General features: G+C 58.8%; 21 protein-coding genes, 1 tRNA gene and 1 pseudogene. 4 read left to right on the forward strand and 19 right to left on the reverse strand.

Translation table 11 applies throughout. From position 1 onward, the window contains the following. Window positions 1-67: 67 nt before the first annotated feature. Window positions 68-1039 carry a DMT family transporter gene (locus NANH_RS0111380; RefSeq protein WP_036050734.1) on the forward strand — a complete coding sequence of 324 codons (972 nt, stop codon included), beginning with the start codon at window positions 68-70 and terminating at the stop codon, window positions 1037-1039. A 48-nt stretch (window positions 1040-1087) separates the two neighbouring features. After that, a tRNA-Pro gene (locus NANH_RS0111385) sits at window positions 1088-1164 on the forward strand. 53 nt (window positions 1165-1217) lie between these two features. Here the strand turns inward: NANH_RS0111385 and NANH_RS28515 are convergent. From NANH_RS28515 to NANH_RS29310, 12 genes and pseudogenes are all read right to left on the reverse strand, one after another. After that, window positions 1218-1373: a hypothetical protein gene (locus NANH_RS28515; RefSeq protein WP_154665571.1), complete on the reverse strand. Its 156-nt coding sequence runs from the start codon at window positions 1371-1373 to the stop codon at window positions 1218-1220. Next, complete coding sequence (locus tag NANH_RS26060) at window positions 1370-1576, reverse strand: hypothetical protein (RefSeq protein ID WP_036049756.1); 207 nt, start codon at window positions 1574-1576, stop codon at window positions 1370-1372. The genes NANH_RS28515 and NANH_RS26060 overlap by 4 nt, the downstream gene beginning before the upstream one ends. Window positions 1577-1807: 231 nt before the next feature. After that, entirely contained in the window at window positions 1808-2575 is a 768-nt protein-coding gene (locus tag NANH_RS0111395) for a hypothetical protein (RefSeq protein ID WP_139236544.1), read from the reverse strand. 284 nt (window positions 2576-2859) lie between these two features. Continuing rightward, window positions 2860-3321 carry a hypothetical protein gene (locus tag NANH_RS0111400; RefSeq protein WP_027262161.1) on the reverse strand — a complete coding sequence of 154 codons (462 nt, stop codon included), beginning with the start codon at window positions 3319-3321 and terminating at the stop codon, window positions 2860-2862. Window positions 3322-3803: 482 nt separating this feature from the next. Next, entirely contained in the window at window positions 3804-4085 is a 282-nt protein-coding gene (locus tag NANH_RS27935; protein WP_027262162.1) for a hypothetical protein, read from the reverse strand. 66 nt (window positions 4086-4151) lie between these two features. Beyond that, complete coding sequence (locus tag NANH_RS28520; RefSeq protein WP_139236546.1) at window positions 4152-4385, reverse strand: hypothetical protein; 234 nt, start codon at window positions 4383-4385, stop codon at window positions 4152-4154. Window positions 4386-4432: 47 nt separating this feature from the next. After that, on the reverse strand, window positions 4433-5533 hold the full coding sequence (locus NANH_RS0111410) for an alanine racemase (protein WP_245601449.1): 1101 nt from the start codon (window positions 5531-5533) through the stop codon (window positions 4433-4435). A 17-nt stretch (window positions 5534-5550) separates the two neighbouring features. Next, complete coding sequence (locus tag NANH_RS26070; RefSeq protein ID WP_036049762.1) at window positions 5551-6750, reverse strand: DUF1611 domain-containing protein; 1200 nt, start codon at window positions 6748-6750, stop codon at window positions 5551-5553. Between the two features lie 933 nt (window positions 6751-7683). Next, the gene (locus tag NANH_RS0111425; protein WP_027262164.1) at window positions 7684-8037 is read right to left on the reverse strand and encodes a hypothetical protein; all 354 of its coding nucleotides are present in this window, start codon (window positions 8035-8037) and stop codon (window positions 7684-7686) included. A 613-nt stretch (window positions 8038-8650) separates the two neighbouring features. After that, window positions 8651-9139 (reverse strand): annotated as a pseudogene (locus tag NANH_RS26075) (transposase); the annotation flags it as partial. 35 nt (window positions 9140-9174) lie between these two features. Then, the gene (locus tag NANH_RS29305) at window positions 9175-9855 is read right to left on the reverse strand and encodes an aminotransferase class I/II-fold pyridoxal phosphate-dependent enzyme (protein WP_245601525.1); all 681 of its coding nucleotides are present in this window, start codon (window positions 9853-9855) and stop codon (window positions 9175-9177) included. After that, entirely contained in the window at window positions 9855-10532 is a 678-nt protein-coding gene (locus tag NANH_RS29310) for an aminotransferase class I/II-fold pyridoxal phosphate-dependent enzyme (RefSeq protein ID WP_245601450.1), read from the reverse strand. The genes NANH_RS29305 and NANH_RS29310 overlap by 1 nt, the downstream gene beginning before the upstream one ends. An 89-nt stretch (window positions 10533-10621) precedes the next feature. Here NANH_RS29310 and NANH_RS0111440 point away from each other — a divergent pair, with 89 nt between their 5' ends. Together NANH_RS0111440 and NANH_RS0111450 are read left to right on the forward strand one after the other, a co-directional pair. After that, on the forward strand, window positions 10622-11788 hold the full coding sequence (locus NANH_RS0111440; RefSeq protein ID WP_027262165.1) for an MFS transporter: 1167 nt from the start codon (window positions 10622-10624) through the stop codon (window positions 11786-11788). Window positions 11789-12239: 451 nt separating this feature from the next. Beyond that, window positions 12240-12971, forward strand: coding sequence for a class I SAM-dependent methyltransferase (locus NANH_RS0111450; protein ID WP_027261645.1), 732 nt, complete (start codon window positions 12240-12242; stop codon window positions 12969-12971). Between the two features lie 401 nt (window positions 12972-13372). Here the strand turns inward: NANH_RS0111450 and NANH_RS0111455 are convergent, their stop codons facing one another. The 7 genes from NANH_RS0111455 to NANH_RS0111485 are packed head-to-tail and all read right to left on the reverse strand — an operon-like array spanning window position 13373 to window position 21810. Further along, window positions 13373-15169, reverse strand: coding sequence for an ABC transporter ATP-binding protein (locus NANH_RS0111455; protein ID WP_027262166.1), 1797 nt, complete (start codon window positions 15167-15169; stop codon window positions 13373-13375). Further along, complete coding sequence (locus NANH_RS0111460; protein ID WP_081710456.1) at window positions 15166-16071, reverse strand: ABC transporter permease; 906 nt, start codon at window positions 16069-16071, stop codon at window positions 15166-15168. Before NANH_RS0111460 ends, NANH_RS0111455 begins: the two co-directional genes overlap by 4 nt. Then, complete coding sequence (locus NANH_RS0111465) at window positions 16071-17009, reverse strand: ABC transporter permease (protein WP_027262168.1); 939 nt, start codon at window positions 17007-17009, stop codon at window positions 16071-16073. Before NANH_RS0111465 ends, NANH_RS0111460 begins: the two co-directional genes overlap by 1 nt. A gap of 55 nt (window positions 17010-17064) precedes the next feature. After that, complete coding sequence (locus NANH_RS0111470; RefSeq protein ID WP_027262169.1) at window positions 17065-18606, reverse strand: ABC transporter substrate-binding protein; 1542 nt, start codon at window positions 18604-18606, stop codon at window positions 17065-17067. Between the two features lie 51 nt (window positions 18607-18657). Continuing rightward, window positions 18658-19371, reverse strand: coding sequence for an SDR family NAD(P)-dependent oxidoreductase (locus NANH_RS0111475; protein ID WP_027262170.1), 714 nt, complete (start codon window positions 19369-19371; stop codon window positions 18658-18660). 13 nt (window positions 19372-19384) lie between these two features. After that, the gene (locus NANH_RS0111480; RefSeq protein WP_027262171.1) at window positions 19385-20545 is read right to left on the reverse strand and encodes an NAD(P)/FAD-dependent oxidoreductase; all 1161 of its coding nucleotides are present in this window, start codon (window positions 20543-20545) and stop codon (window positions 19385-19387) included. After that, entirely contained in the window at window positions 20542-21810 is a 1269-nt protein-coding gene (locus tag NANH_RS0111485) for an NAD(P)/FAD-dependent oxidoreductase (protein ID WP_051372382.1), read from the reverse strand. The genes NANH_RS0111480 and NANH_RS0111485 overlap by 4 nt, the downstream gene beginning before the upstream one ends. Between the last annotated feature and the right edge of the window lie 102 nt (window positions 21811-21912).

Here is a 21912-nt window from a genome sequence, read left to right on the forward strand (position 1 = left end):
CCGCCGCGCGCACCCTGCCTCGCTGCCGGACCTGAACCGGCGTTGGGCCAAACCTGCGGCAACCGCCATGGCCAATGATCCCGATACAACGTCAAACCTGTCCGGCGCGCTGTTCGGGCTGGCGGCTTTTGCAATCTTTTCGATCCATGACGTGATCATCAAGTATCTGGGCACCAGCTATTCCGCGTTCCAGATCGTGTTTTTCAGCTCGCTGCTCAGCTTTCCGCTGATTACCCTGTTGATGATCCGCGATGCCCAGCCCGGCACCCTGCGTCCGGAGCACCCCTGGTGGATGCTGTTGCGCAGCCTCTCGGGGGTGACTGCCGCCGTGGGGGCCTTTTATGCGTTTTCGGTTCTGCCTCTGGCGCAGGTCTATGCCATCCTGTTCGCCGCGCCGCTGCTGATCACCGTTCTGTCCGTGCCGCTGTTGGGCGAAACCGTCAGGCTGCGGCGGGGTCTGGCCGTGGGGGTTGGCCTGCTTGGCGTGCTGGTGGTGCTGCGCCCCGGCTCTGCAGATCTGGGCACCGGTCACGCCGCCGCGCTGGTCTCGGCCGTGTTCGGGGCGCTGAACGCGATCGTGGTGCGCCGCATCGGCAATGAAGAGCGCCCGGTTCTGATGATCCTTTATCCGATGCTGGCCAGTTGCGGGCTGATGGCCATTGCCCTGCCCTGGGTCTACCGCCCGATGCCCCTGGCGGATCTGGGCGCGCTGGCCATCGTTGCCGTTCTGATCCTGTTCGCCATGTCCTGTCTTGTTGCCGCCTACCGTCGCGGAGCCGCCGTTGTCGTCGCCCCGATGCAATATTCACAGATCCTGTGGGCCGCGCTGTATGGCGCGCTGCTGTTTGGCGAGTACCCGGATACGATGACCTATCTGGGCGCCGCAATCATCATCGCCAGCGGACTCTATATTCTGCGCCGTGAATCCAGTGGGCATTCGTCGCGCAACACCCCGGTCCTGCGGACCCAGACCCGCATCGGACTGCCAGCGGGTCTGCGGGTCGGCATCCTGTCCAAGGTCGCAAAAAGGCGGAAATGATTGGGCTTGCCAAAGCCGCGACATAGCTGTAATCCGCCCCACAATGGTCGGAGTGTAGCTCAGCCTGGTAGAGCACTGTCTTCGGGAGGCAGGGGTCGGAGGTTCGAATCCTCTCACTCCGACCAATGTTTTCAAAGGGTTGGCATTTTCCCTTAATTTCCCCGCCCCTGCTTCGCCCCTAGTTCAGCGCCTCATGCAGTTCACGGTACATGTCAATCAGTTCTTGCTGACCGGGGTCAACGGTGTCCAGTTCGACCACATACTCGTCAATCGCGGGCTGGCTCTCACTGATAACCAGACCGACCATGAAGAAAATTCCAATAGCTAAGATCATCGTTTCGCCCTTTCGAGTGCGTCAAGTGCGCCCTGTTGGAAGTCGGGCGACAGGTGTCGGTAGACACGTTGCAGTGTTGCGGTGCTAGTGGCGAAAAACCCCGGCACATCCTCGATTGACGCCCCGCCCTGGATCGCCCATGTGATCGCGGTGTGCTTCAGCGTGTGCGGTGTCGGACGCCAGCCAAGGTCGGCTTCAGTCACGACCTGTGACCATGCATTCCTGATCGACCCGCAGCGTACCCTACGGTACTCGACCGCCCATGTCCCACCCCATCGCCGAACGTGCGCGGCAAGCTGGCAGGGGATTCGAGCGGGGCTACGCTTTTTCTTCGTCGCGCGCTCGGCGCTCCCAATGTCCGATTTCCAACCACCTCAGGTATTGCGATGCCAAGTTTCGGCGCGCGCGATATTGAATTGCCATGGGACGATCCGCTAGGGGGCAAGACTTGCCAAACTGATGCTCTGAACGCGCTTATCTGGCCCGAAGACAATTACCGCATACAATTTTGCGAAACTATCCCGATCCTCCAAACACCCGAGAACTGAGAATTTTTCCGCTGTGGATGTCGCGCCACCGGGCGCACGCCCAAGGATTTGGGTCACCTCGCCCCGGGTTAGCCCAACCCGCAAGCCGGACGGCATTTCCCATAACGCCGTCGTGGCGCTCATTCCGATGACGACGTTTCGGAAGATATCAATATCCATGCCCGCAAGCGTCATTCGATCCACCTCTTCGCCAGCCAGAAAGACGCCGCTTGCTTCTGGTGATCCAAGTTTGCCGAGTGACATCAGCGGATCCCCCATCGCGACGCCCCGGAGGGCGAACTCTGTCGCCGGCAAACAATCTCCGTCGTCAGGCAAGCGGGTTTCCGACCCGAGCAGCGAAGCCTGGCCGGGTGCAGCAGGAACCCATGTCTTTGACCGGTCATCCCAAACAAGCCCAGCGGCCAGCTTCGCAGCATAGAGCCCGCCGTCGCCAAAGCCATAGGTCACGGTGTCCGGGATACATTCAAGCCTGCTCAGGGTCTTGCCGTTTTGCGCCACCTCGACCCACCCAAAATGCTGGGGGCCAAGTTGCATTTCCTCGTCCGAAAAAGGTCGCTCGAAACCACCGCCGACTTCATAGCTGAACGCGCCGTTATAGAAGGTGACATTCTCGTGTATGGCCTTCCCCAAACCAGACCAGGGCTCGAAATCCACAAGCGTCACAGGCTCTGAAAGAAAGAAATCGGGGGCGCCGCCGACTGGGCCATAGCTATAGGTTGCAACCTGATCGTCGGAGCAAACCATGACCTCTGTATCGCGATCCGCAATCTGGCAGGACATGAAGATTTCTTGCCCGACCGGACAGCCAGCGCTTGCAGTGCTGGAGAAACAGCCCCCGACCCCTATAAGACAGGCACCTAAAAACCGGCCCAAATCCCAAATCCTTTCGTCACAAAAATCCTGCCGTTCATGTCTCGAAGACCTGATTGGAATGCCCCTTACGGAGACACGTCCAAGTCAATCAGATTGAGTTTTGTTGCCACTTGCCGCATCACGTCAACCGCCCTCAATGAGGAACCCGCAGCACATGCAGCGGATATTTCATAATAAAATTTCGTGCGCTGGAGCGTTGTCGAAGGAAAAGAAGGATGCGCGAGATCCACCTTTCTGATGTGGTTGTCTTGCATGAACCGTCTCATGAGAACCATAAATGGCAAGGTCTCTTCCTGCGGCTGACCCAGATCATCATGAAACGCACCTGTTCGCCTATGATAGGCAATTTCGGCATCATGATATGCGAAGATAAAGTCCTCGTGCCTTTCGCTCAGTTCTTCGCAGGTCAATCCTATAAGGTCTTCAGAGGTATAGTGCTTTATCTGGGTCGGCTGGGACCAGGCGAAAAAGACCAGTGCGCCCGCAGCAATGCAAAACAACGAGAAAAATCCGGCGATCTTCTTCATGGCCCCTCCTACAATACAGCGGGCCTGCCTGTCAAAATGGCACTCTGCGCCAGCAAGAAAATTGCAGAATGCCGCAATGAGCCATACCAATAGCGATCATCAAAACATCACGCAGACTCTGCGAATATGAGCTTGGAGCTGTCGTGCGGTAACGCAGCGCAGAAGGCTCGGCGATCTGATCTTGCGGCGCCGGGGACAGCCCTTTGCTTTCAGTCGCGGTACCGAAATCTTGACCGATCGATTTCCCCGCACCGGATCTTCATACCCTGCGGAACATTTCGATTGTTCATATAACTGTAACGCGGACAAAGCGAACCTTCGCGGTTCTTGCGCCAATGTGCGTATTTCCAATGTGCGCCCCTGAATCGTTGAAGACGCCATACTCAAAACAGTTTTTTCGCAACATAAACGACATGTTTCTGGCTGACGCCGCCGCGCGTTGGAGATACACCTTTTTGTAGAGAAAAGGCCCGTTGACGCTTTTATGGCTCATCAAATTCCGGTACGTTTCCCAACCTGACAAGGAAGCATGGCGATCCAACTTCGCCACTGCCTGGATCTTCGCTTATCTCGTAAGCATCAGCACCGGCGCAATCTTCAGATTTGGCTTCCCTTTCGGCTCTGTTTTGGGCCTCGGACGCCGTGGTGTATTCAAATTGTTTGCCAATCTTCAAACCAGCTTGCCCATCACGGCCGGGTTTCTGTTCTACATATGTCTGGCAGATATAGTGAACCTTCGGTGATTTTTCGTCTGAGTTTGTCATTGTTAAATCCTTGGACGGAATTTGGAGCGATACTGATGCCTGTCAACACGGGCGCCAAAAATGGTTTTATCGCTTTGTTACGGCAATAGGTGGACGTGATTTGCGCGCGACCCCGACGGCTTCAGTGGGTGTGTTCGCTTCCCTTTCAAGCCGGGCGATGCGAAGTCGCGCGTTCTTGACTTGTCTTTGTTCTGCTTCTTCGTCGACGATCTCTCTGACGATACGCGTCGTCTTTTCCATGGGCGTTTCAGGTCTGGTGACATGTTCTGTGAACAGTGTTGTTTTTGTTAGTTTTGCCAATGGAAATCTCCTTTACGGCTTAGTTATTCATCTCTGAACTGGGTGCATCAAATCAATGCCAGGCGTTTGGATGCGGTTTTAGCGCCCCTCGTTTGGGGTGAAGTCTGGTCACAAAGCAGTGTTGTGTTGACATCGGGAGCGGCCATGGCATGCATCAACGCGCTGTAGTTCACCTGAAACCTCATTTCGGCACCCACCCCCAGCGTTGGCAGGTTTGTGGCAAGGACGAGATGATCGCTCGTTGCGCCGATAAACACGTTCCCGGCGGGCATCGAAAGGCCCTGAATGTCGGTATCCTGATGTCCGATGGCGAGGATCAAACGCGTGGCGTCTTTACAGGGCGGCGCACTCCGACGTTTTACCAAAGCAGGATCGGCACTGTTGACGGGGTGAGGCGCAGGTTTCGTATCTGTCTCAATGATCTCGGCGACAAGCACAAACGCATCATCATACATCCCGGCAATCGGGTTTCCGGATACCGGATCAACGCCCAGAAGGATTGCCTCTCCCAGCCTTAGATCATTGATGCGACCGGTGGAATGGCCTCCGAAAGCCCAAGGAAGGTTTGCGGAATTGCCGCCGGAAACTGTCTGAAGGGAGGTTCCGCACTTTGCCTCAGTCTCACTCACGAGGTCAGAGAAGGCTGTCATTTCGGCCGCATCCGGGGCGGCACTGTTCAGGCACGCAAAATTTGCCGCAATACCCTCCAACGCGACACCGGGCATTTCCATCACTTGTTGCGACATTGCAGCCAAGTGTTCTGGCATAATCCCTTCGCGCAGATCACCCATTTCGACCATCAGGATAACATCGTGAACCTTGTCGTTCTGGATCGCGGCAGCAGCCAAGGCCGCGATGACCGCCATCTCGGTGTTGTAGCTCGCCTCACAAACTTGGACGACCTGATCGGCTTGGCTCAGCATCGGCGTTCGAATCAGAGTGATCGGGCCGGATATGCCCGCTTTGCGTAATTCCTGCACGTTGATGAGCCGTGCGTCCGCAAGACCGCTCGCGCCGCCATCCAGCATGGCTTGGGCGATGGCTGGATGCCCGCACACGGCCTTGGTCACGCCGGTGGTGCCGATGCCACGCGCCGCCAGCCGCTTCATAACGGTCTGTGTGTTCTGGCGTATCTTGTGCAGATCCACCTCTATCCGAGGGGTGCTCATATCGCGGCCACAGGCGGTCCTTGCTGCAAGCCGGGATAGGCGGCAAAGACCATGGCCAGCAAAGCGGTGACCGGTTGGCTGAGCGCATCGGTCACGGGCAATCCGAGATCTTGTGATTGCGCGGCGATGGTGTCGATAATCTCGGCGTCCGACATCCCTTCGTGATTGAGTGTGACACCGATGACCCTCGTATCCGCGAAGGCCTCAATAAGGGCGATCTCACTTGACGGGTTGGGCATTGGCATGTCCGGGAAATCACAGCGATGGACGCGTTTGGGCGCGTGCTGAAGGATGACGGCATCCGGCTGGCTGCCACGCAGGATAAAGGCGGATGTGCAGAACGCCGGATGGCTCAGCGCGCCTTGACCTTCGATCAGGATGACATCCGGGTGCTCAGCATTATCCGCCGCCACGATCGCTGCTTCAAGTTCACCACAACAGAACTGAGGCGGAACGGCATCCATGGCGACACCGTATTTTGCACCCTGCATCAGGCCCGTTTGGCCGGTGCCGACAAGCACTGTGTTTATGCCCTTCGCATTCAATGCGCGGGCAAGAACGGTGGCTGTTGTCCGCTTGCCAATGGCGCAATCGGTGCCAAGAACCGCGATGCGCAGCGCGTCTACATGTGCGACGCTCCCGTCAAACAGGCGCATGTCCTTGCTGGGTTTTGGCTTGCGAATATCGCGGATGGTGACACCTTTTGCTGTCGCAACATTGGCGATCTCCGGGTCATCACTTAGGTATTCGTGCAGACCACTTACGATATTCATGCCAAGCCCAATCGCATCCAATACCACGCCGCGGTCGTTGGTCGACAGCTTGCCGGTTGACGGCGCCATACCATATATCAAAGTGTCTGGCGTCGTTGGCTGGTGCTGAACCGCCGTTTCAAGGTCGGCAAATATTGGGACAAGATTGGCTTTCCCGTCCAAAATCACCCCGCTGTCCGAACCCGCATGATCACTGTCGATGACCGAAAGAATCCGATAGGCCTGTGAATGGCGCACAAGCCCGTTTGCAGTTTTGCCATCGATTCTGGCGAAGTTACCTTCGCAATATACGATTGCGGTCGGCGCGGCAGCCGCATGCAGATTTACGTGCTGTTTCTGGATTTCGGTTGGGTTGGATGATGGCAATTGCGCGCCTTTGATGGTCCGGCGGATGGTGTCCACCGTCTCGAACTCGGTTTCCATATCTGTTCCTTTCGAATGACAGGGAATGAGGTGTCGCTCCCAGCGAAGTGGAAGGGCTATCTTTTTGGCGTATCGACGAGGGCCTTGAGAAGTCAGTTATTGAAAACGCATTGACCGTTGGTTTTTGAAACCCTCCGTGGCAATCCCAGCGGTTACCTGAACGGTCAAGATGGGTGTTTTCTGGCAAATGGATTGCGTCACAGCCGTCAGCCGTTTCAGCATATCCGCGGTCGCAGCGCCAACCTTTGCCGTAAGATACGTCGTCAAAATGGGCGTTGGCAGGGATCACGACGGCGTCGCATCGACCCTCTTTCTCACAATACCCACGCTCGCAGCCCAAGGCCGCCCAAACTGTGTGGGTTTCAGACAGGCGTTATCCGGCACCACACTTACAATACATGCGTCCCCGGACGCCACGTAACCCCGGTCGCACACCCATTCTGAGCCGGAAGGTCTGCTTGGCAGACAGGCGTGTTTGGGGGACGACAATTTCTCGGCAGGCATCACCCGTTCTGATGAACCCATGCAAGCATTTCCATCGTTTGCCCGATGCGTCCAAATACCCGCCAACAGGCACGATAACCTCGTCGCAATGCTGGTCATTTGTTTGTCTGTAACCGAGAAGACACTCCCACCCGGTGCCGTAAGATCTATTGTTCTCATAGGCATTTTGGGACACATCAACGGGGGCGCAGACCTCACCGTCGATCCGGTATCCCAAGTCGCATTTCCAGCCCTCCCCATAGCTTAAGTGAATGGGCATTCTGAGGAATGGCTTTAACCGTGGCTTGCGCAAATGACGGCCGTTGCAAGACCACTAGCGCGACAAGCACACAGACCGACAATGCCATGAGATAGTTTAGGCTGGCACCAAAATGTCGCTCCGGATGCTCGGTTGCCGCTACTCGAGCGCCCGACGGAGTAGCCCATTTTCTATGATGCATCGAGTTCAAGTCCTGCAATGCATGCATCCGCAAGATCGCGGTTCGGATCTTCGGTTCCGGGGATAGTCACCCATCCAGAGGCCATGATCGCTTTGCGACGATTGAAACCGGACGCTTCTTGGATTAGCGCAAGTTTCGAAATCCGATCGGGGTCAACAGCGGACATTTCCAAACAAACCGGCACCATTGCTTGCGTTATCTCCTCGCCGGCAAATCGTTTCGCCATCTTCTCGGCGTTGCTGCCGGTCATCCATCCGCCCCACGAAAAGCCAACGAGAGAGATGGCAGCCGCGCCCATCAGGGCACCGTAAATTCCGGGTTTCGTCCATTCTGGAAAAGTCATTTTAGATCCTCTGACGGGGAAAGTGCCGCCTCACTGTTTTTAGGCCTGTGTGTGCAGGCCTGATCTTGCGCCGCGGCATTTCCAAGTCGCGGTGATTGATGGCGTGCAGATCGAAGCCTCCGGTCGTCCTCCGGATCAATAAAAGTGCTATCGTCCATCGGTTGTCCGTAAAGCTGTGGCATTGCACCACTTCATCTTGTGCAAAGAGCAACCAATTGACCGGCACAATTCATAGGTGCGTCCGACCACCACAAACGGACGAGCAAATGCCACAAGTGACGTGATCGTGCGCGATAGAATCGGCAACCTTCCCAAACATCAAACCCCGGTCAGGGGCATGACAGCAGAATTTTATTGATGGCAAATTGCAGTCCACTCTGGCAGGCAACACGCCCGAGCCGCAGAAAACCACAACGTTGTATAATTTATGTAGGGTCTAAGTGTCGGAATTACAACGTTGGTAACGTCTGGCAGCGCGTCTTTGGTGGCCAACGCGATCCTATTTAACTGCGACTAGCGGACCATCACCATGTCATCGGCTAGGTCTTCGCCAACGATATCGTGTTTTGGCATGCTGCTTGAAGATAGTCATTCGCCGCATCGCAGGAAGTCGGTAATGAGAGGCTGTCCGTCGTTCGAGGTTTCCGGGCAGGTAGTAGTTTTCCAGCAGCACGCGGTTTTTCATCGTCTGATGCCAGCGCTCAATCTTAACCTGGGTCTGCGGATGGTGCGGCGCACCGCGAACGTGATCCATACCCTTACCGTCGAGGTAATCTGCCTGATCGGCCGCCACATAGGACGAGCCGTTGTCGCTGAGCAGCCTCGGCTTGTGTACGACCGTAGCGCGATCGCAGCCCGAAGCCTCCAGCGCCAGGTCCAGCGTGTCGGTGACGTCGGCTGCCTTCATTGTGGTACAGAGCTTCCAGGCGATGATATCACGGCAGTAGTCGTCGAAGATCGTTGACAGATAGAACCAGCCCCAGCCGATGACCTTCAGATACGTGAAGTCGGTCTGCCAGAGCTCATTGGGGCGGGTCGTCTGGTCCCGGAACTCGTCAGCCGCCCGGATTACCACATGTGCCGGGGCTGTGATCAGCTCCTTATCTCTACGTGACGACCGGAACTCACGCCTTTACGTCATCGACGGTCTCCAGAGTTTTGGTACGATACCGAAGCTTCCTCGACGGCTTCTCGAACGATCCGGAAAATCCCTTTCAGCTCATCTTTTGGTATGCCACCAAATGCGAGGCGCAATGCCTGTGGCACTGCAACAATGGTTGCGAAGGGCTCCGCGCCGCATGCAGAAATTCCGCGATCTTTCAGACGTGTGACAATCGGTTCGGCTCGCACGCCCTTTTCGAATGGCAACCAGGCAAAGCCTGCGTTGCGGTGTGAAAGAATGAACGACCCGCCAAGAACGGACCGGCAGAGTTGCTGACGCTCTGAACCATCCCATCGCCGGGTCTCTTCGGAACTGGCAAGCGTGCCGTCTTCTATCCAGCCTGTGGCCAAGCCTGAGATCAGCGCTGGAGCGTTCCAGGTCGTCGCCCTGATCGCCTCAAGCAACCTGTCGATGTGGGTCACGGGAGCGATCAGATAGCCCAGACGCAACCCTGTCGCGAGGTTTTTGGAAAAGCTGCCCACATGGACCGTGCGCTCCGGCGTGAGGGCGATGAAGCTTGATGGCGGATCGGGCTCCAGAAACGCATAGGCTGCATCCTCTATGATTAGAAGATCGTGCTTTCGCGCGACCTCGATGAGCCGCAGGCGCGTCATCTCGTCCATGACCGCTCCCAAAGGGTTGTGGACGGTGGGCATCAGATAGACCGCGCGCACCTTCCGTTCGCGGCACTGCCGTTCCAGATCGTCGGATCCATCACGCCGCCCCGCCCTTCAACCGGAACAAGTTCGAGACCCTGCAACGCAGCGACGGATTTGAAGCCCGGATAGGTCAGTGTGTCGGTCGCGATTGCGTCCCCGCATCGAAAAAGCCCGAGAGAGGTGACCGCCAGCCCGTGTTGGCCACCAGACGTGACCAACAGGCATTCGGGGTCAATGGGACCAAGGGTCGACGTGAGATTTTCGGCAATGATCCGGCGCTCATGCGTCCGGCCGCCATGCGGCTGGTATCGCAGCATCGCCTCAAGATCGCCTGCCGCTGCCAGTCGCCGTAGTCCCGCGCGCAACATATCCGCATCCGCCGCGTCCCCCGGCATGTTGAACACCAGGTCGATGAGACCCTCGCTGGCGGTCTGCCGAATCCCCAGCGAAGGCGGCAGGCCGAGATCGCGCACAAACGTGCCGCGCCCGGCTTCGCCGACAATCATGCCCCTGCGTTCGAGTTCCCCGTAGGCGCGCGTTGCCGTGGCAAGCGCCACATCGGCTTTTTCCGCAAAGGCGCGATGCGTGGGCAGCTTCGTGCCCGGCGCGAGTTTGCCACTCTGAATCGCGGTCGCGAGCATGTCGGCAAGGCGGATGTATCGGGCTTTTCCCACGCTCTCACCGTATCTAGTACAATCGAAAAATTGTTATATTGAATACTTCATGGCAATCCGGCCTCAAGTCAATCTTCGAGGTCCGGCCCATGCCCAAATTGATCCCGTCTTCATTGCTCGCCCTTGGTCTGTTCACGGTGACGTTTGCGGTGAACCTTCAGGCTCCGCTCTACGATGCCTACGCTGCCGAAAGCGATGTCGGCGCGGCGGCGGTGACGGTTGCGTTCGCAGCTTATGCGGGGGGCCTCATGCCGACGCTGTTGCTGCTCGGCGGGCTCTCGGACCGGATCGGTCGACGGATTCCGATTGCGCTGGCGCTGATCCTCGGAGCCGTGGCGACGGCGCTCCTTGTGCACGCACCGAGCTGGACAAGTCTTGTGGTCGCACGCTTCCTGCTCGGGATTGGAACCGGCCTCGCAACGACCGCCGCAACGGCCTACATGACGGAAATCATAGGCGTGGACCGCACTAAGAGCGCCGTCCTTATCGTTACCTCTGCCACGTCGCTCGGTTTCGGCGGCGGCGCTCTGGCAACCGGCATCAGCCTCGCTGTGCAGGGGCCGACGCTCCTGCCTGCCAGCTACGTCGCCCTGTTCGTGGCGGCTCCGGTCCTCGCGGTGATCGCCCTCGGGTTGCCCCGATTTGACACGCCGCGCCCCGTATCCCTTCTGCGCCTGCCGGTCTTTCCCGCGGGCACATGGATCTTCGGAGCGGCAATGGCGCTGGCCTGGTCCACGACCGGCATGACCATCGCGGTTGTCCCGCTGGAGTTGGCAGCGAACGATCTCGGCGGATGGACGGGGCTCGTCATCTTCTTGGCGATCTTCGTGGGGTTCCTCTGCCAGCCGATTGCCCGACGCATGACCAACGACGATGCGCTCACCCTCGGGTTCGTTTTGATCCCGCTCGGTTTTCTCGTCCTTCTGGCCGGTGTCTGGTTGAAGGTTCTGACCTTGGTCCTCATTGGCACCTGCATCACCAGCGCGGCAAGCTACGGATTCACCTATCTCGCTTCACTTGCAGAAGTTTCCCTACGTGCTCCAGACGACCGGGCACGGGCAACAGCGGGCCTGTTCGTCTATGCGTATTTCGGATTTTCGCTTCCCGTGATCGCCAGCGGAGCATTGGCGGACATGCTCGGCTTGCTTCCTGCAATGGTAGTATTCGCGGTGACCCAGACCGGGATCACGGCAATCATCTTGACGGTGTGGAAACGAAGATCTTTGTCAGCCGCAACGGCCCTTGAAGCGGGGTGAGAGACGCTGAGATGTATTCGATTCTGCTATGGATGCTGAGATTTTCCTGCGCGATTGGGGCGGTGGACAGCGGCTCTCTGATGAAAGCGAGGGCAAAGGAACGTGCTAAGTCGCAAAAGCCTCCGGCCCTTCGTCGTGCGATCCATGACGATCCGGTTCGGGGTTTGAAACTGCTATTGCCCGCAAATCGTATCAATGATTGCTGAGCGAAATCCCGGCCACTCGCGTGTGCGATGAAATTGACATTTTCTGCATCCAGACCGATATAGCCTGCATGGTTGAGAAGGACATCCACATTGTCGCCCGGTTGGCCGGTATCCCCTTGGCGGGATGCCGGGATGCCGATCACGCGAACTGACCACGCCGATTGCCAGCCTCGGCCTCGCCCTTTCGGACGAGGTTGTCAGGCGTGAAAAACGTGCCTCGTCCTCCCTCTTTTCTGGAGATGAACATGGCACAGAATATCTACGATAATCCCGATTTTTTCGCCGGCTACAGCCAGCTTCCCCGTCAGGTCGACGGGTTGGACGGTGCGCCGGAATGGTCGGCAATTCAGGCACTGTTGCCCGGACTGTCGGGCAAGCGCGTGGCGGACCTGGGCTGTGGCTTCGGCTGGGCGTCCCGCTGGTTCCGCAGTCAGAGGGCCGCTTCAGTTCTGGGGTTTGACCTGTCTCAGAACATGATCGAACGTGCGAGGGCCGACACCGAGGATCCCGCAATCGAATACCGGATTGCCGACCTGGAAACGCTTGAATTGCCCGAGGCGGCGTTCGATCTGGTCTACAGCGCTTTGACCTTCCACTACGTGCAGGATTTTGGGCGGCTGATCCGCATGATCCACCGCGCGCTGACGCCCGGCGGCGATCTGGTCTTCACCATCGAACACCCGATCTTCATGGCCGCCGCCCACCCGCATTGGACGCTGGACGAAGATGGCCGCAAGACATGGCCGGTCAACGGCTATTCTATTGAGGGTGAGCGCCGCACCGACTGGTTCGCCAAGGGAGTGCTGAAGCACCACCGGACGCTGGCCACCACGCTCAACGCCCTGATCGGTGCGGACTTCGCCTTGCGCCGGATCGAGGAGTTTGCACCTACGCCGGACCAAATCGCGGCGATGCCGGGGCTGGCCGAAGAGATGGAGCGCCCAATGATGTTGATGGTTTCGGCGTTCAGGAGATAACCGCGTTCGCCGCCCAGCCTTTTGGGTCAGAGCGGCGAACTTCACATGTCTTGAACGGGCTCGATCCAGCCACGTGCTGCACCTCGCACGAGGTTCTGCGGACGTTTTCGGCGCGGAGCGTTGCCCTCCCTCTCCCGTGTCGCCATTCGCGACCCGATGCGATAACGGCTGCTCCGCGGGTAAACCTGCCTTATACGGGCGCGGCTCTTGTGCACGCAGCAATACCTTGCATACACAGCGTCTTTCATTTTCCAATGCAGCAGTTTCCAGAGGAGCGGCCGTTCACTCTGGCCGAACTTGGCCGACGAGACATGTACCCCACTGCTGTAATCCAGACAGCGGAACAGAAGGCGCAAACAGTCAACCGGGCGGCAGTGCACAAGCGGTGCCGCCCTTATCGTTCAGTGCTCCGCGACGAAGTGATCAGGCCCGACCTGGTTCATCACACGCGGTTGCGGTGTCCAGTTCAGCGATCGCACGGGGCTTTTCAATTCATCTGTGATCAAATTTCGACGCCGACCCTTGAACGACGGGTCCGGCACCGGCACCGCTTCGATCAGCTTGCGGGTGTAGGGGTGGCGAGGGTTCGCCAGCACCTCGGCCCGCGGGCCGATCTCGACGATCTCGCCCAAAAGCATGACGGCGATCCGGTGGCTGATCCGTTCCACGACGGCAATGTCATGGCTGATGAACAGGTATCCGACACCCAGCTTCTGCTGCAATTCCAGCATCAGGTTCACCACCTGTGCCTTGATCGTCGCGTCCAGTGCCGAGACCGACTCGTCGGCGACGATCAATCTGGGATTCAAGGCCAGACCACGGGCGATACAGATCCTTTGCCGCTGCCCGCCGGAAAACTCGTGCGGAAAACGCAGCGCATGTTGCGCGGTCAGGCCGACCAGGTCCAGAAGCTCGGCAACCCGCGCATCGATATCGGCCCCCTGCGCCAGCCCATGCACGCGGAGCGGTTCAGCAATGGCCGCCCCGACGGATTTGCGCGGGTTCAGCGAGCCATAGGGATCCTGAAAGATCATCTGCATCCGCTGCCGGACCTGGCGCATCTCTTCGGGGCTGGCCTGCATCAGCGATCGCCCCTCGAAATGGATCTCGCCGGCCGCCGGTTCGACCAGTCGCAGGATCGAGCGCCCGGTGGTCGACTTGCCACATCCCGATTCCCCGACCAATGCCAGCGTTTCCCCGGCGCGCACATTGAACGATACATCCTCGACGGCATGGACGTTGCCATTGATCCGGCCCAGCAATCCACCCCGCATCGGGAACCGGGTCGTCAGTCCCTTAACATCAAGGATGACGTCGCCACGGGCGTCGATCTCGTTCGCCGGTTCCGCCCCTGCCCCGGTCAGATCCATTTTGGGAAACCGTCGTGGTGTAAGGCTGTCGCCCAGACTGCCCAGACGTGGAACTGCGCCGAGGAGCATTTTCGAATAGCCATGTTTGGGGCTTGCAAACAACTCAGCAGCCAGGGCCTCTTCGACCTTGTCGCCCTTGAGCATCACCACAACCCGGTCGGCGATCTCGGCAACCACGCCCATGTCGTGGGTGATGAACATGACCGCCGTCCCCGTTTCGACCTGCAAATCCCGAATCAATTCCAAGATCTGTGCCTGAATGGTAACGTCCAGCGCGGTCGTGGGTTCGTCCGCGATCAGCAGTTTCGGCTGGCACGCGAGCGCCATTGCAATCATCGCCCGTTGGCGCATCCCGCCCGAAAAGCTGTGGGGGTACTCGCTGGCGCGGCGCCTGGCGTCGGGAATGCGCACCAGATCGAACAGCCGCAGGGTCTCTGCATGGGCATGTGCCATACTCATGTCGCGGTGCTGGCGCAACACCTCGGCAACCTGAAAGCCGACCTGCAGCACCGGGTTCAGGCTGGTCATCGGTTCCTGAAAGATCATGCCGATGTCATTGCCGCGCACCTGCCGCATCGCCGCATCGTCCAGTTGCAGCAGGTCCGTGCCATCCAGCCGGATCGCGCCCTCGATGCGGCCCATGTCCTTTTGAATCAACTGCATGATCGACAGGGCTGTCACAGATTTCCCCGAACCGGATTCCCCGACCACCGCGACGGTTTCGCCGCGATCGATGTCAAAACTGACGTCACGGATCACCGGCACCCATGCGCCATCGACGCGAAACGATGTTGTCAGCCCGTCGACCGACAGAAGCGGCGCGCTCATCCTTCACCTCGCAGTCTGGGGTCCAGCGCATCGCGCAACCCATCGCCCAGCAGGTTCAGAGCAAAAACCACGATCAGGATCACAATCGACGGAAACAGCGCCAGCCAGAAACTGTCGAGAATGTTCTCGAACCCCTCTCGGATCATGCCGCCCCATGTGGCGGTGGGCGGGCTGACGCCCAGCCCTACAAATGCCAGCGATGCCTCGACCCGGATCGCGGTGGCCAGCCAAAGCGACCCCATGACCAGGATCTCTGGCGCGATATTGGGCAGGATATGACCGAACATCAGCCGGGTGTCCGAATAGCCCAGCGCCCGCCCCGCCTCGATGAATTCACGGTTCTTGACCGCAATGGTCGGCGCCCGTGCGATCCGTGCAAACGGCGGGATCGACGTCAATGCGATGGCAATGACCAGATTGGCCACCGACGGCCCAAGCATGGCAACCACGATCAAACCCAAGATCAGCGAGGGAAAGGCCAGCAGCACATCCATGATCTGCATGATGATGATGTCAGCCCGCCCGCCAAGATAGCCGGCAATCAGCCCGATCACCGATCCGATCACCAGCGCCGCGCCAATGGCGAGAATACCGATCGTCAGTGAGATCCGCGCACCCCACATGATCCGCGACAGGGTATCGCGGCCATAATAGTCGGTGCCGAACCAATGCTCTGCCGACGGCGGTTTAAGCCGGTTCAGCACGTTCTGATCCAGCGGATCATAGGGCGCGATCCAGGGCGCCAACAGCGCGATCAGCGCCACCAGCAGAAACAGGCCAAGCCCGACCCACGAGGTCTTGTTGGTGTTGAAGGCGCGCAGCATCCCGTCGCCCGCAACGGCGAGAGACCGTCGCAAATACGCGCCGCGCGACAAAGTCGCAGGAGAATTTGGATTTTCCATCAGTATTTGATCCTCGGGTCGATCAGCCCATAGGTGAGATCGGTCAGCAGGTTCACCAGAACCACGATCAGCGTGTAGATTACCATCATCCCCTGCAGCATCGTATAGTCCCGCTGGTTCAGGGCTCCGATGATCAGCTTGCCCAAACCGGGACGGTTGAACACGATCTCGGTCAGCACCGAATTGCCGATCAGGATGCCCAGATACAGCCCCACCACCGTGACCACGGGGATCATCGCGTTGCGCATGCAATGGCGGCGGATGATGGTCGCAAAGGCCAGACCTTTTGCATGGGCGGTGCGGACGTAATCCTGATTGAGCACCTCAAGCATCGCCGAGCGTGTCACGCGGGTGATATAGGCCGCCATGATCAGACCCAGATTGATCGCGGGCAGCGCCAGGTTCTGTAGCCGCTCGCCCAACGTGCTGCCCTGCCCCGAACTGATCACCGGGAACCATCGCAGATGGATCGCAAACACCAACAACAGCAGCACCGCCGAGACAAATGCGGGAAAGGATAACCCGAGCAGCGAGGCCATCCGGGTGATATAGTCGGGCAATTTGTTGCGCTTGACCGCGGACCAGACCCCCAGAGGGATACCCACCACCGCGCCCAGCACCAGTGACGCCAGCGTCAATTCCAGTGTCGCGGGCAGAACCTTGCCAATCTCCTGGATCACAGGCCGACCCGAAACCAGGGAAACGCCCCAGTCGCCGACCATGACGCCGCGCAAAAAGTCGAAATATTGCAGAATCAACGGCTGATCCAGCCCCAGCCGCTGACGCAATGCGATCAGCGCCTCCTGACTGGCCTGATCGCCCAGGATGGCCATTGCCGGGTCTCCCGGCAAAATCCGAACGATAAAAAATACGATGGTCAGCACCGCGAACAACGTGATCACGGCGAAGCCAAGTCGCTTGAGGACAAATGCAGTCATGCCACCCGCCTTTGTGGCATCGGGCCAAACGACCCGATGCCTGTTACGGTTTCCGTTAGTCTTTAAAGAACGCTTTTTCGGTGACTGGCGGGCTGAGATTCAGCGACCCATTGACCTCGGCTCCCAGATCCAGCCTGTCGTTCCACGCCCACAGTTGCAAGCTTTGCACGACAGGCACGGCACAGACTTCCTCCATGATCTTGGCCTGCGCGCTTGCCCACATCTCTGCCTGTTTGACGGGATCGGTCGCAACGCGCGCGCCTGCGATGTCATCGTCGGCAACTGCGCAATGCGAGAAATTCGCAACCGCCGTCGGGGTGTTCACCGTGGCATCCGAGTGGAAAAATTGAGACAGGTACACATCCGCGACCGGGAAGCGGGCGGCGGCATAATGCACGACCTGGCTCATATCCTTGCGGATCTGTTCGTGGAAGGTGGCGTGTTCCACGGTTTCGATTTCCATGTTGATGCCTGCATCACGCAGCATCGACTGCACGGCCTCCATCGTCGACAGCATCCCCGGCAACGTGGTGTGAATCGCCTTGATCGTCACGCCATCCGGATATCCGGCTTCGGCCAAAAGCGCCTTGGCCTTGTCGATCGAATACTCATAGGTCGGCACCTGGTCGGTGTAGCCCATGTTGCCTTCCGGAACCGGCGAAATCGCTGCAAGCGTAACATCCGGGCCTTTGAACTGAACCATGGCGTCACGATTGATCGCATGGGCAAACGCCTTACGGACCCGCACGTCATCCAGCGGCGGCATGGTCATGTTCAGGTGCAATACCGACATTTCGCCGGGCTTCATCACGGTGACCTTCGTGCCGGGCAGCTTGCTGATCCGTTCGGACCAGGTCTGGTCCTGCTTGCCGTAAATCATGTCGATCTCACCGGATTGAAACGCCAGATCCCGCGAAGCATCCGAGGGGATGTAACGATAGAAAATCTCTTTGATTTTCGGCTCGCCACGGTAATATTCCGGGTTGGCCACCAGCTTGACGTATTGCTGCGGCTGGTATTCAGCGAACATGAACGGGCCGGTCCCGATCGGCGTACGCTGATATTCCTCGCCCAACGCTTCGACCGCATCCTGACAGACGATATTGCCGCCATGATAGGGCACAAGCATGCCCAACAGGCTGGGCACAGGGTTCTTCAGCTTGATCGTGACCTCGTACTCGCCCGTGGCCTCGACGCTCTCGAATGCTTCGAAATCCTTGGCGAAAGACGATTGTTCCGGATTGGCAGACCTGTTCAACGAATACACCACATCCGCCGCGTCAATCCCGCCATAATCCCCGTGGCAATCCACGTCCTGACGAAGCGTGAAAACCCAGGTCAGCCCGTCTTCTGACGCCGTCCAGCTTTCGGCGATGTCAGGCTCGATAAACTCCGGGCTGGCCTCTCCCGGTTTGATCCGCACCAACCCGTTGAACATCCAGTGCAGAAGGCCCTTGTCAGGCGTTGATGTCGCGACATGCGGGTCCAGTTTTCCGGCGTCGGCGCTGCCCATGCCCACGTTCAGGGTTGTTCCGGCGGCAAAGGCCCCGCTGGCCGCGAGCATTCCGGCACAGGCCAGTCCTATCAGTCTATTCATAAGTGTTTCCTCTTTGTTGGGGGTCGTTTCTTGTTTTGGTGTTCGTAAAGATTACAGCGTATCCTCCAAGCGGCAGTTTACCAGCATTTCTGCTATCGCGGCGGTATTTGGCAGCGCAATCGCCGTCGCCGCCAATTCGGCCAGATCGAGGGGGTCGATCATTTCGGCCTGACTGACTTTGGTGACATCTGCCGTCAGATCCGTTGCCACAAAGCCGGGGCATAGGGCGGTGGCCCGGACACCGTAATCCCAACCGATACGTCGCGTACCGTGAGTCAGCGCCAGAACCGCGTGTTTGGTCATGCTATAGGCAATGTTGTCATTACGCACGCGTTTACCTGACAGCGATGCCACGTTGATAATGCGGCCCGATCCGGCAGCCTTCAGATGCGGCAGGCAGATCCGGGTCAGAAACAGCGGCCCCTTGACGTTGATCGTCCATAATGCGTCGAGATCCGCTTCTTCGCCAGCCTCAATCGAAAATGTATTGCTGGTCCCTGCGTTGTTGACCAGCGCATCCAGCCGCCCGAATGCATTCAGCGTCTGTTCAAGCCAGGCTTGGTGGCTTGCGCGATCCCCCGCCTCGTATCTTGCGCACACCAATCGGGCACCGGCCCGATCGGTCAACGCCTGTTCCAAAGCCGCGACATTGCGCGCGCCAACGCTGACCGAATAGCCCTTGGCGTGCAGAACCCGCGCGATCGCCAGCCCGATTCCCCGGCTGGCACCGGAAATCATCACTACGCGGCCGGTCGGTTCGATCATGTTGTTTTCCTTCTCACCCATGCAATGTCAGCGGTGCCTGCAAGCCCGGTTTCGTAAATCGTTCAAACCCAAAAGCGTCCAGCGACAAATGTGGCGTCCGGTTCAGCGCCAGATCCGCCGCCAGAGCACCGGTGACGGGTCCGATCCCGAAACCGTGCCCCGAGAACCCGGCCGCAACAACCAGATTGTGCACCCCCGGTACGCAATCGATGACTGGCAACGCATCCGGCGTCAGATCCAATGCCCCGGCCCAGATACTGTCGATCTCGACCTCTGCAAAGACAGGCAACACCGCGCTTACAGTGGCAATCGCTTCCATCACGCGCTGTGCTACCGGTCGAATGACGGGTTTGCCATCTGTTTCGCATAATTTCCCAGAACCGTCCTCTGCGCCACTGGTCACGCGGAAATGTCCCGACTCTTCCTGACGTGCCGCCATGTCCGCATTGGCCACCCCAAGCACCGGGGCCAGCACCGGATTGCAAGGTGCCGAACGCAGGACCGTGACGACGGGGCGGCGCAATGGGAGCGTCTGCCCAAGCGGATCAAGCAACACATTAACCTCGGTTCCGGTCGCCAGGATGACAGCGCCGGGCGAAATACTGCGGCTGTGGGTTACCACGCGCGAAACGCGTCCGCAGTCTACCGTCAACTCCAGAGCAGCTTCGCCCATGCTGATTTGCGCACCCAGTTTCGCCGCCATGCCCAGATAGGCATTCACAGTCGCAACCGGATCCGCCTGCCCATCACTGGCACACCAGGACGCCGCCTTGATCGTTTCGGAAAGTCCGGGGGCAATGGCCCGGATATCGGTGATATCGGACAACAGTTCCAGCGGCAGGCCCGCAGCCGTTTGCTCTGCGACAAGCGTATGAATGGTTGCAATCTCAGCATTATTGCGGGCGAGCCGCAGGTTGCCGGTCTGGCGGTAACCGGTCTTCGCCTCAAGCCGGTTGTCCAGGTCGCGCCACAGGGCGACCGCAGCCCGCGCCAGTGGCAATTCCGCCGGATCGCGCCCTGATTGGCGCACACCTGCCAGGGTCCACCCCGATGCCATCGCAGCCGGGCCATAGCGGTCGATCACCTCGACCGAGACACCCGCTTCGGCCAAGGCAAGCGCCGCGGTTGCGCCGGTAATGCCCGCCCCGACGATCAGAACGTCCGGTGCGCTCATGTTGCTGCCTTGCTGTTAAAACGTGCCGGGGAAAAGACGGCTGGGTCGATGATCGGGGCTTCGCCGGTAACCATCTGCGCCGCCAAAAGCCCGACACCGGGTCCGATGCCAAACCCATGTCCGGACAAACCGGTTACAACCATCAGCCCCTCATGGCCCGCGACTGGACCAATGGCTGGAATTTCATCCGGGACGACGTCAATCATCCCTGCCCAGCTTTCGACAGGTGCCACCCCTGACAACTGCGGAAACAGATCTTGCGCGCACTTCATGACATCGGCCAACAGGACCTTGTCGGGCGTCGGGTCAAGCACCCTAACACGCTCAAACGGGCTGATCTGGTCTGCATCCCAACGGGCCGACCCCAAGGCTCCAAAAAACTGTCGCCCTGCGCGAATTTTCATGATCTGCCACCGTTCGCGCAATATTGGCAGATACTGCGAAAAATAGCGGAAAGCAGCAGGGACCAACTGAAATTCCGCTGCGCCGCTACGCGCGACGGTATAGCCCCCGTCCCTTCGGGGCCGAATCGAGACCCGATCCGATCCAATCGCTCCGGTGCTGGAGAGGGTCGCCGGGCTCGTCCGCAAGACCGACGACTTGATGGCCAATTGGGGAAAGGCAATTCCGATGTTTTCAAGGAACCCGCGCGACCAGACGCCGCCCGCCAGAACCACATTCGCACTGTCAATCCGGCCAAGTTCGGTGACGACACCGCTGACCCGCCCGGCGCTGACGTCAACTGTGCGCACTGCGCAGTTTTCAACGATGCGCACACCCTGCGCCTCGGCATGACGTGCCAACGCGGGCACGGCGAGTCCGGGCTCGGCCACCGCATCCGACGCGGTATGCAATGCGCCCAGGAACCGCTGATCGTTCCGACCCAGAAACCTGTCGGTTTCGTTTTCCGTCAAAAGAGTCGAATCGAGTCCGAAATGCGCGTTCTGCTCCAGCCAGTCGACGTGTCTTTTCAATTCGGCGCTTGAACGGGCAAGATAGGTTGCCCCGCATTTGCGATAGCCGATGTCCTCGCTGATCTCGGCGGCGAGTTGCTCCCACAAACGCGCGCTTTCAATCATCAAAGGCAGTTCGCGATGGTCGCGGCCCATCTTGCGAATCCAGCCCCAGTTTCGCGACGACTGTTCGCCCGCGATCCGCCCCTTTTCGCACAGCACCACCGAAACTCCACGCTGTGCCAGAAACATCGCGGTTGCAACGCCTGCCACACCGCCACCAATCACAACCACATCGGCAGTTTTTGGCAAGCGCCCTGCGCTATCTGGTCTTGATGATGCCACGTTCAAAATTTCACTCCCGCGATGCCGCATTTGCATTGAAGAAACGAAGCGCCTATAAGTCAAATAGAT

It is taken from the genome of Sedimentitalea nanhaiensis DSM 24252 (assembly GCF_000473225.1).
GTDB classification, from domain to species: Bacteria; Pseudomonadota; Alphaproteobacteria; order Rhodobacterales; family Rhodobacteraceae; genus Sedimentitalea; species Sedimentitalea nanhaiensis.

Excerpts from the sequence above, each read along its gene's own strand:
- NANH_RS0111380 (WP_036050734.1), top strand. The coding sequence starts at position 68 with ATGGCCAATGATCCCGATACAACGTCAAACCTGTCCGGCGCGCTGTTC.
- NANH_RS28515 (WP_154665571.1), bottom strand. The coding sequence starts at position 1,373 with ATGATCTTAGCTATTGGAATTTTCTTCATGGTCGGTCTGGTTATCAGT.
- NANH_RS0111400 (WP_027262161.1), bottom strand. The coding sequence starts at position 3,321 with ATGAAGAAGATCGCCGGATTTTTCTCGTTGTTTTGCATTGCTGCGGGC.
- NANH_RS27935 (WP_027262162.1), bottom strand. The coding sequence starts at position 4,085 with ATGACAAACTCAGACGAAAAATCACCGAAGGTTCACTATATCTGCCAG.
- NANH_RS26070 (WP_036049762.1), bottom strand. The coding sequence starts at position 6,750 with ATGGAAACCGAGTTCGAGACGGTGGACACCATCCGCCGGACCATCAAA.
- NANH_RS0111425 (WP_027262164.1), bottom strand. The coding sequence starts at position 8,037 with ATGACTTTTCCAGAATGGACGAAACCCGGAATTTACGGTGCCCTGATG.
- NANH_RS29305 (WP_245601525.1), bottom strand. The coding sequence starts at position 9,855 with ATGCCCACCGTCCACAACCCTTTGGGAGCGGTCATGGACGAGATGACG.
- NANH_RS0111440 (WP_027262165.1), top strand. The coding sequence starts at position 10,622 with ATGCCCAAATTGATCCCGTCTTCATTGCTCGCCCTTGGTCTGTTCACG.
- NANH_RS0111450 (WP_027261645.1), top strand. The coding sequence starts at position 12,240 with ATGGCACAGAATATCTACGATAATCCCGATTTTTTCGCCGGCTACAGC.
- NANH_RS0111455 (WP_027262166.1), bottom strand. The coding sequence starts at position 15,169 with ATGAGCGCGCCGCTTCTGTCGGTCGACGGGCTGACAACATCGTTTCGC.
- NANH_RS0111460 (WP_081710456.1), bottom strand. The coding sequence starts at position 16,071 with ATGGAAAATCCAAATTCTCCTGCGACTTTGTCGCGCGGCGCGTATTTG.
- NANH_RS0111465 (WP_027262168.1), bottom strand. The coding sequence starts at position 17,009 with ATGACTGCATTTGTCCTCAAGCGACTTGGCTTCGCCGTGATCACGTTG.
- NANH_RS0111470 (WP_027262169.1), bottom strand. The coding sequence starts at position 18,606 with ATGAATAGACTGATAGGACTGGCCTGTGCCGGAATGCTCGCGGCCAGC.
- NANH_RS0111475 (WP_027262170.1), bottom strand. The coding sequence starts at position 19,371 with ATGATCGAACCGACCGGCCGCGTAGTGATGATTTCCGGTGCCAGCCGG.
- NANH_RS0111480 (WP_027262171.1), bottom strand. The coding sequence starts at position 20,545 with ATGAGCGCACCGGACGTTCTGATCGTCGGGGCGGGCATTACCGGCGCA.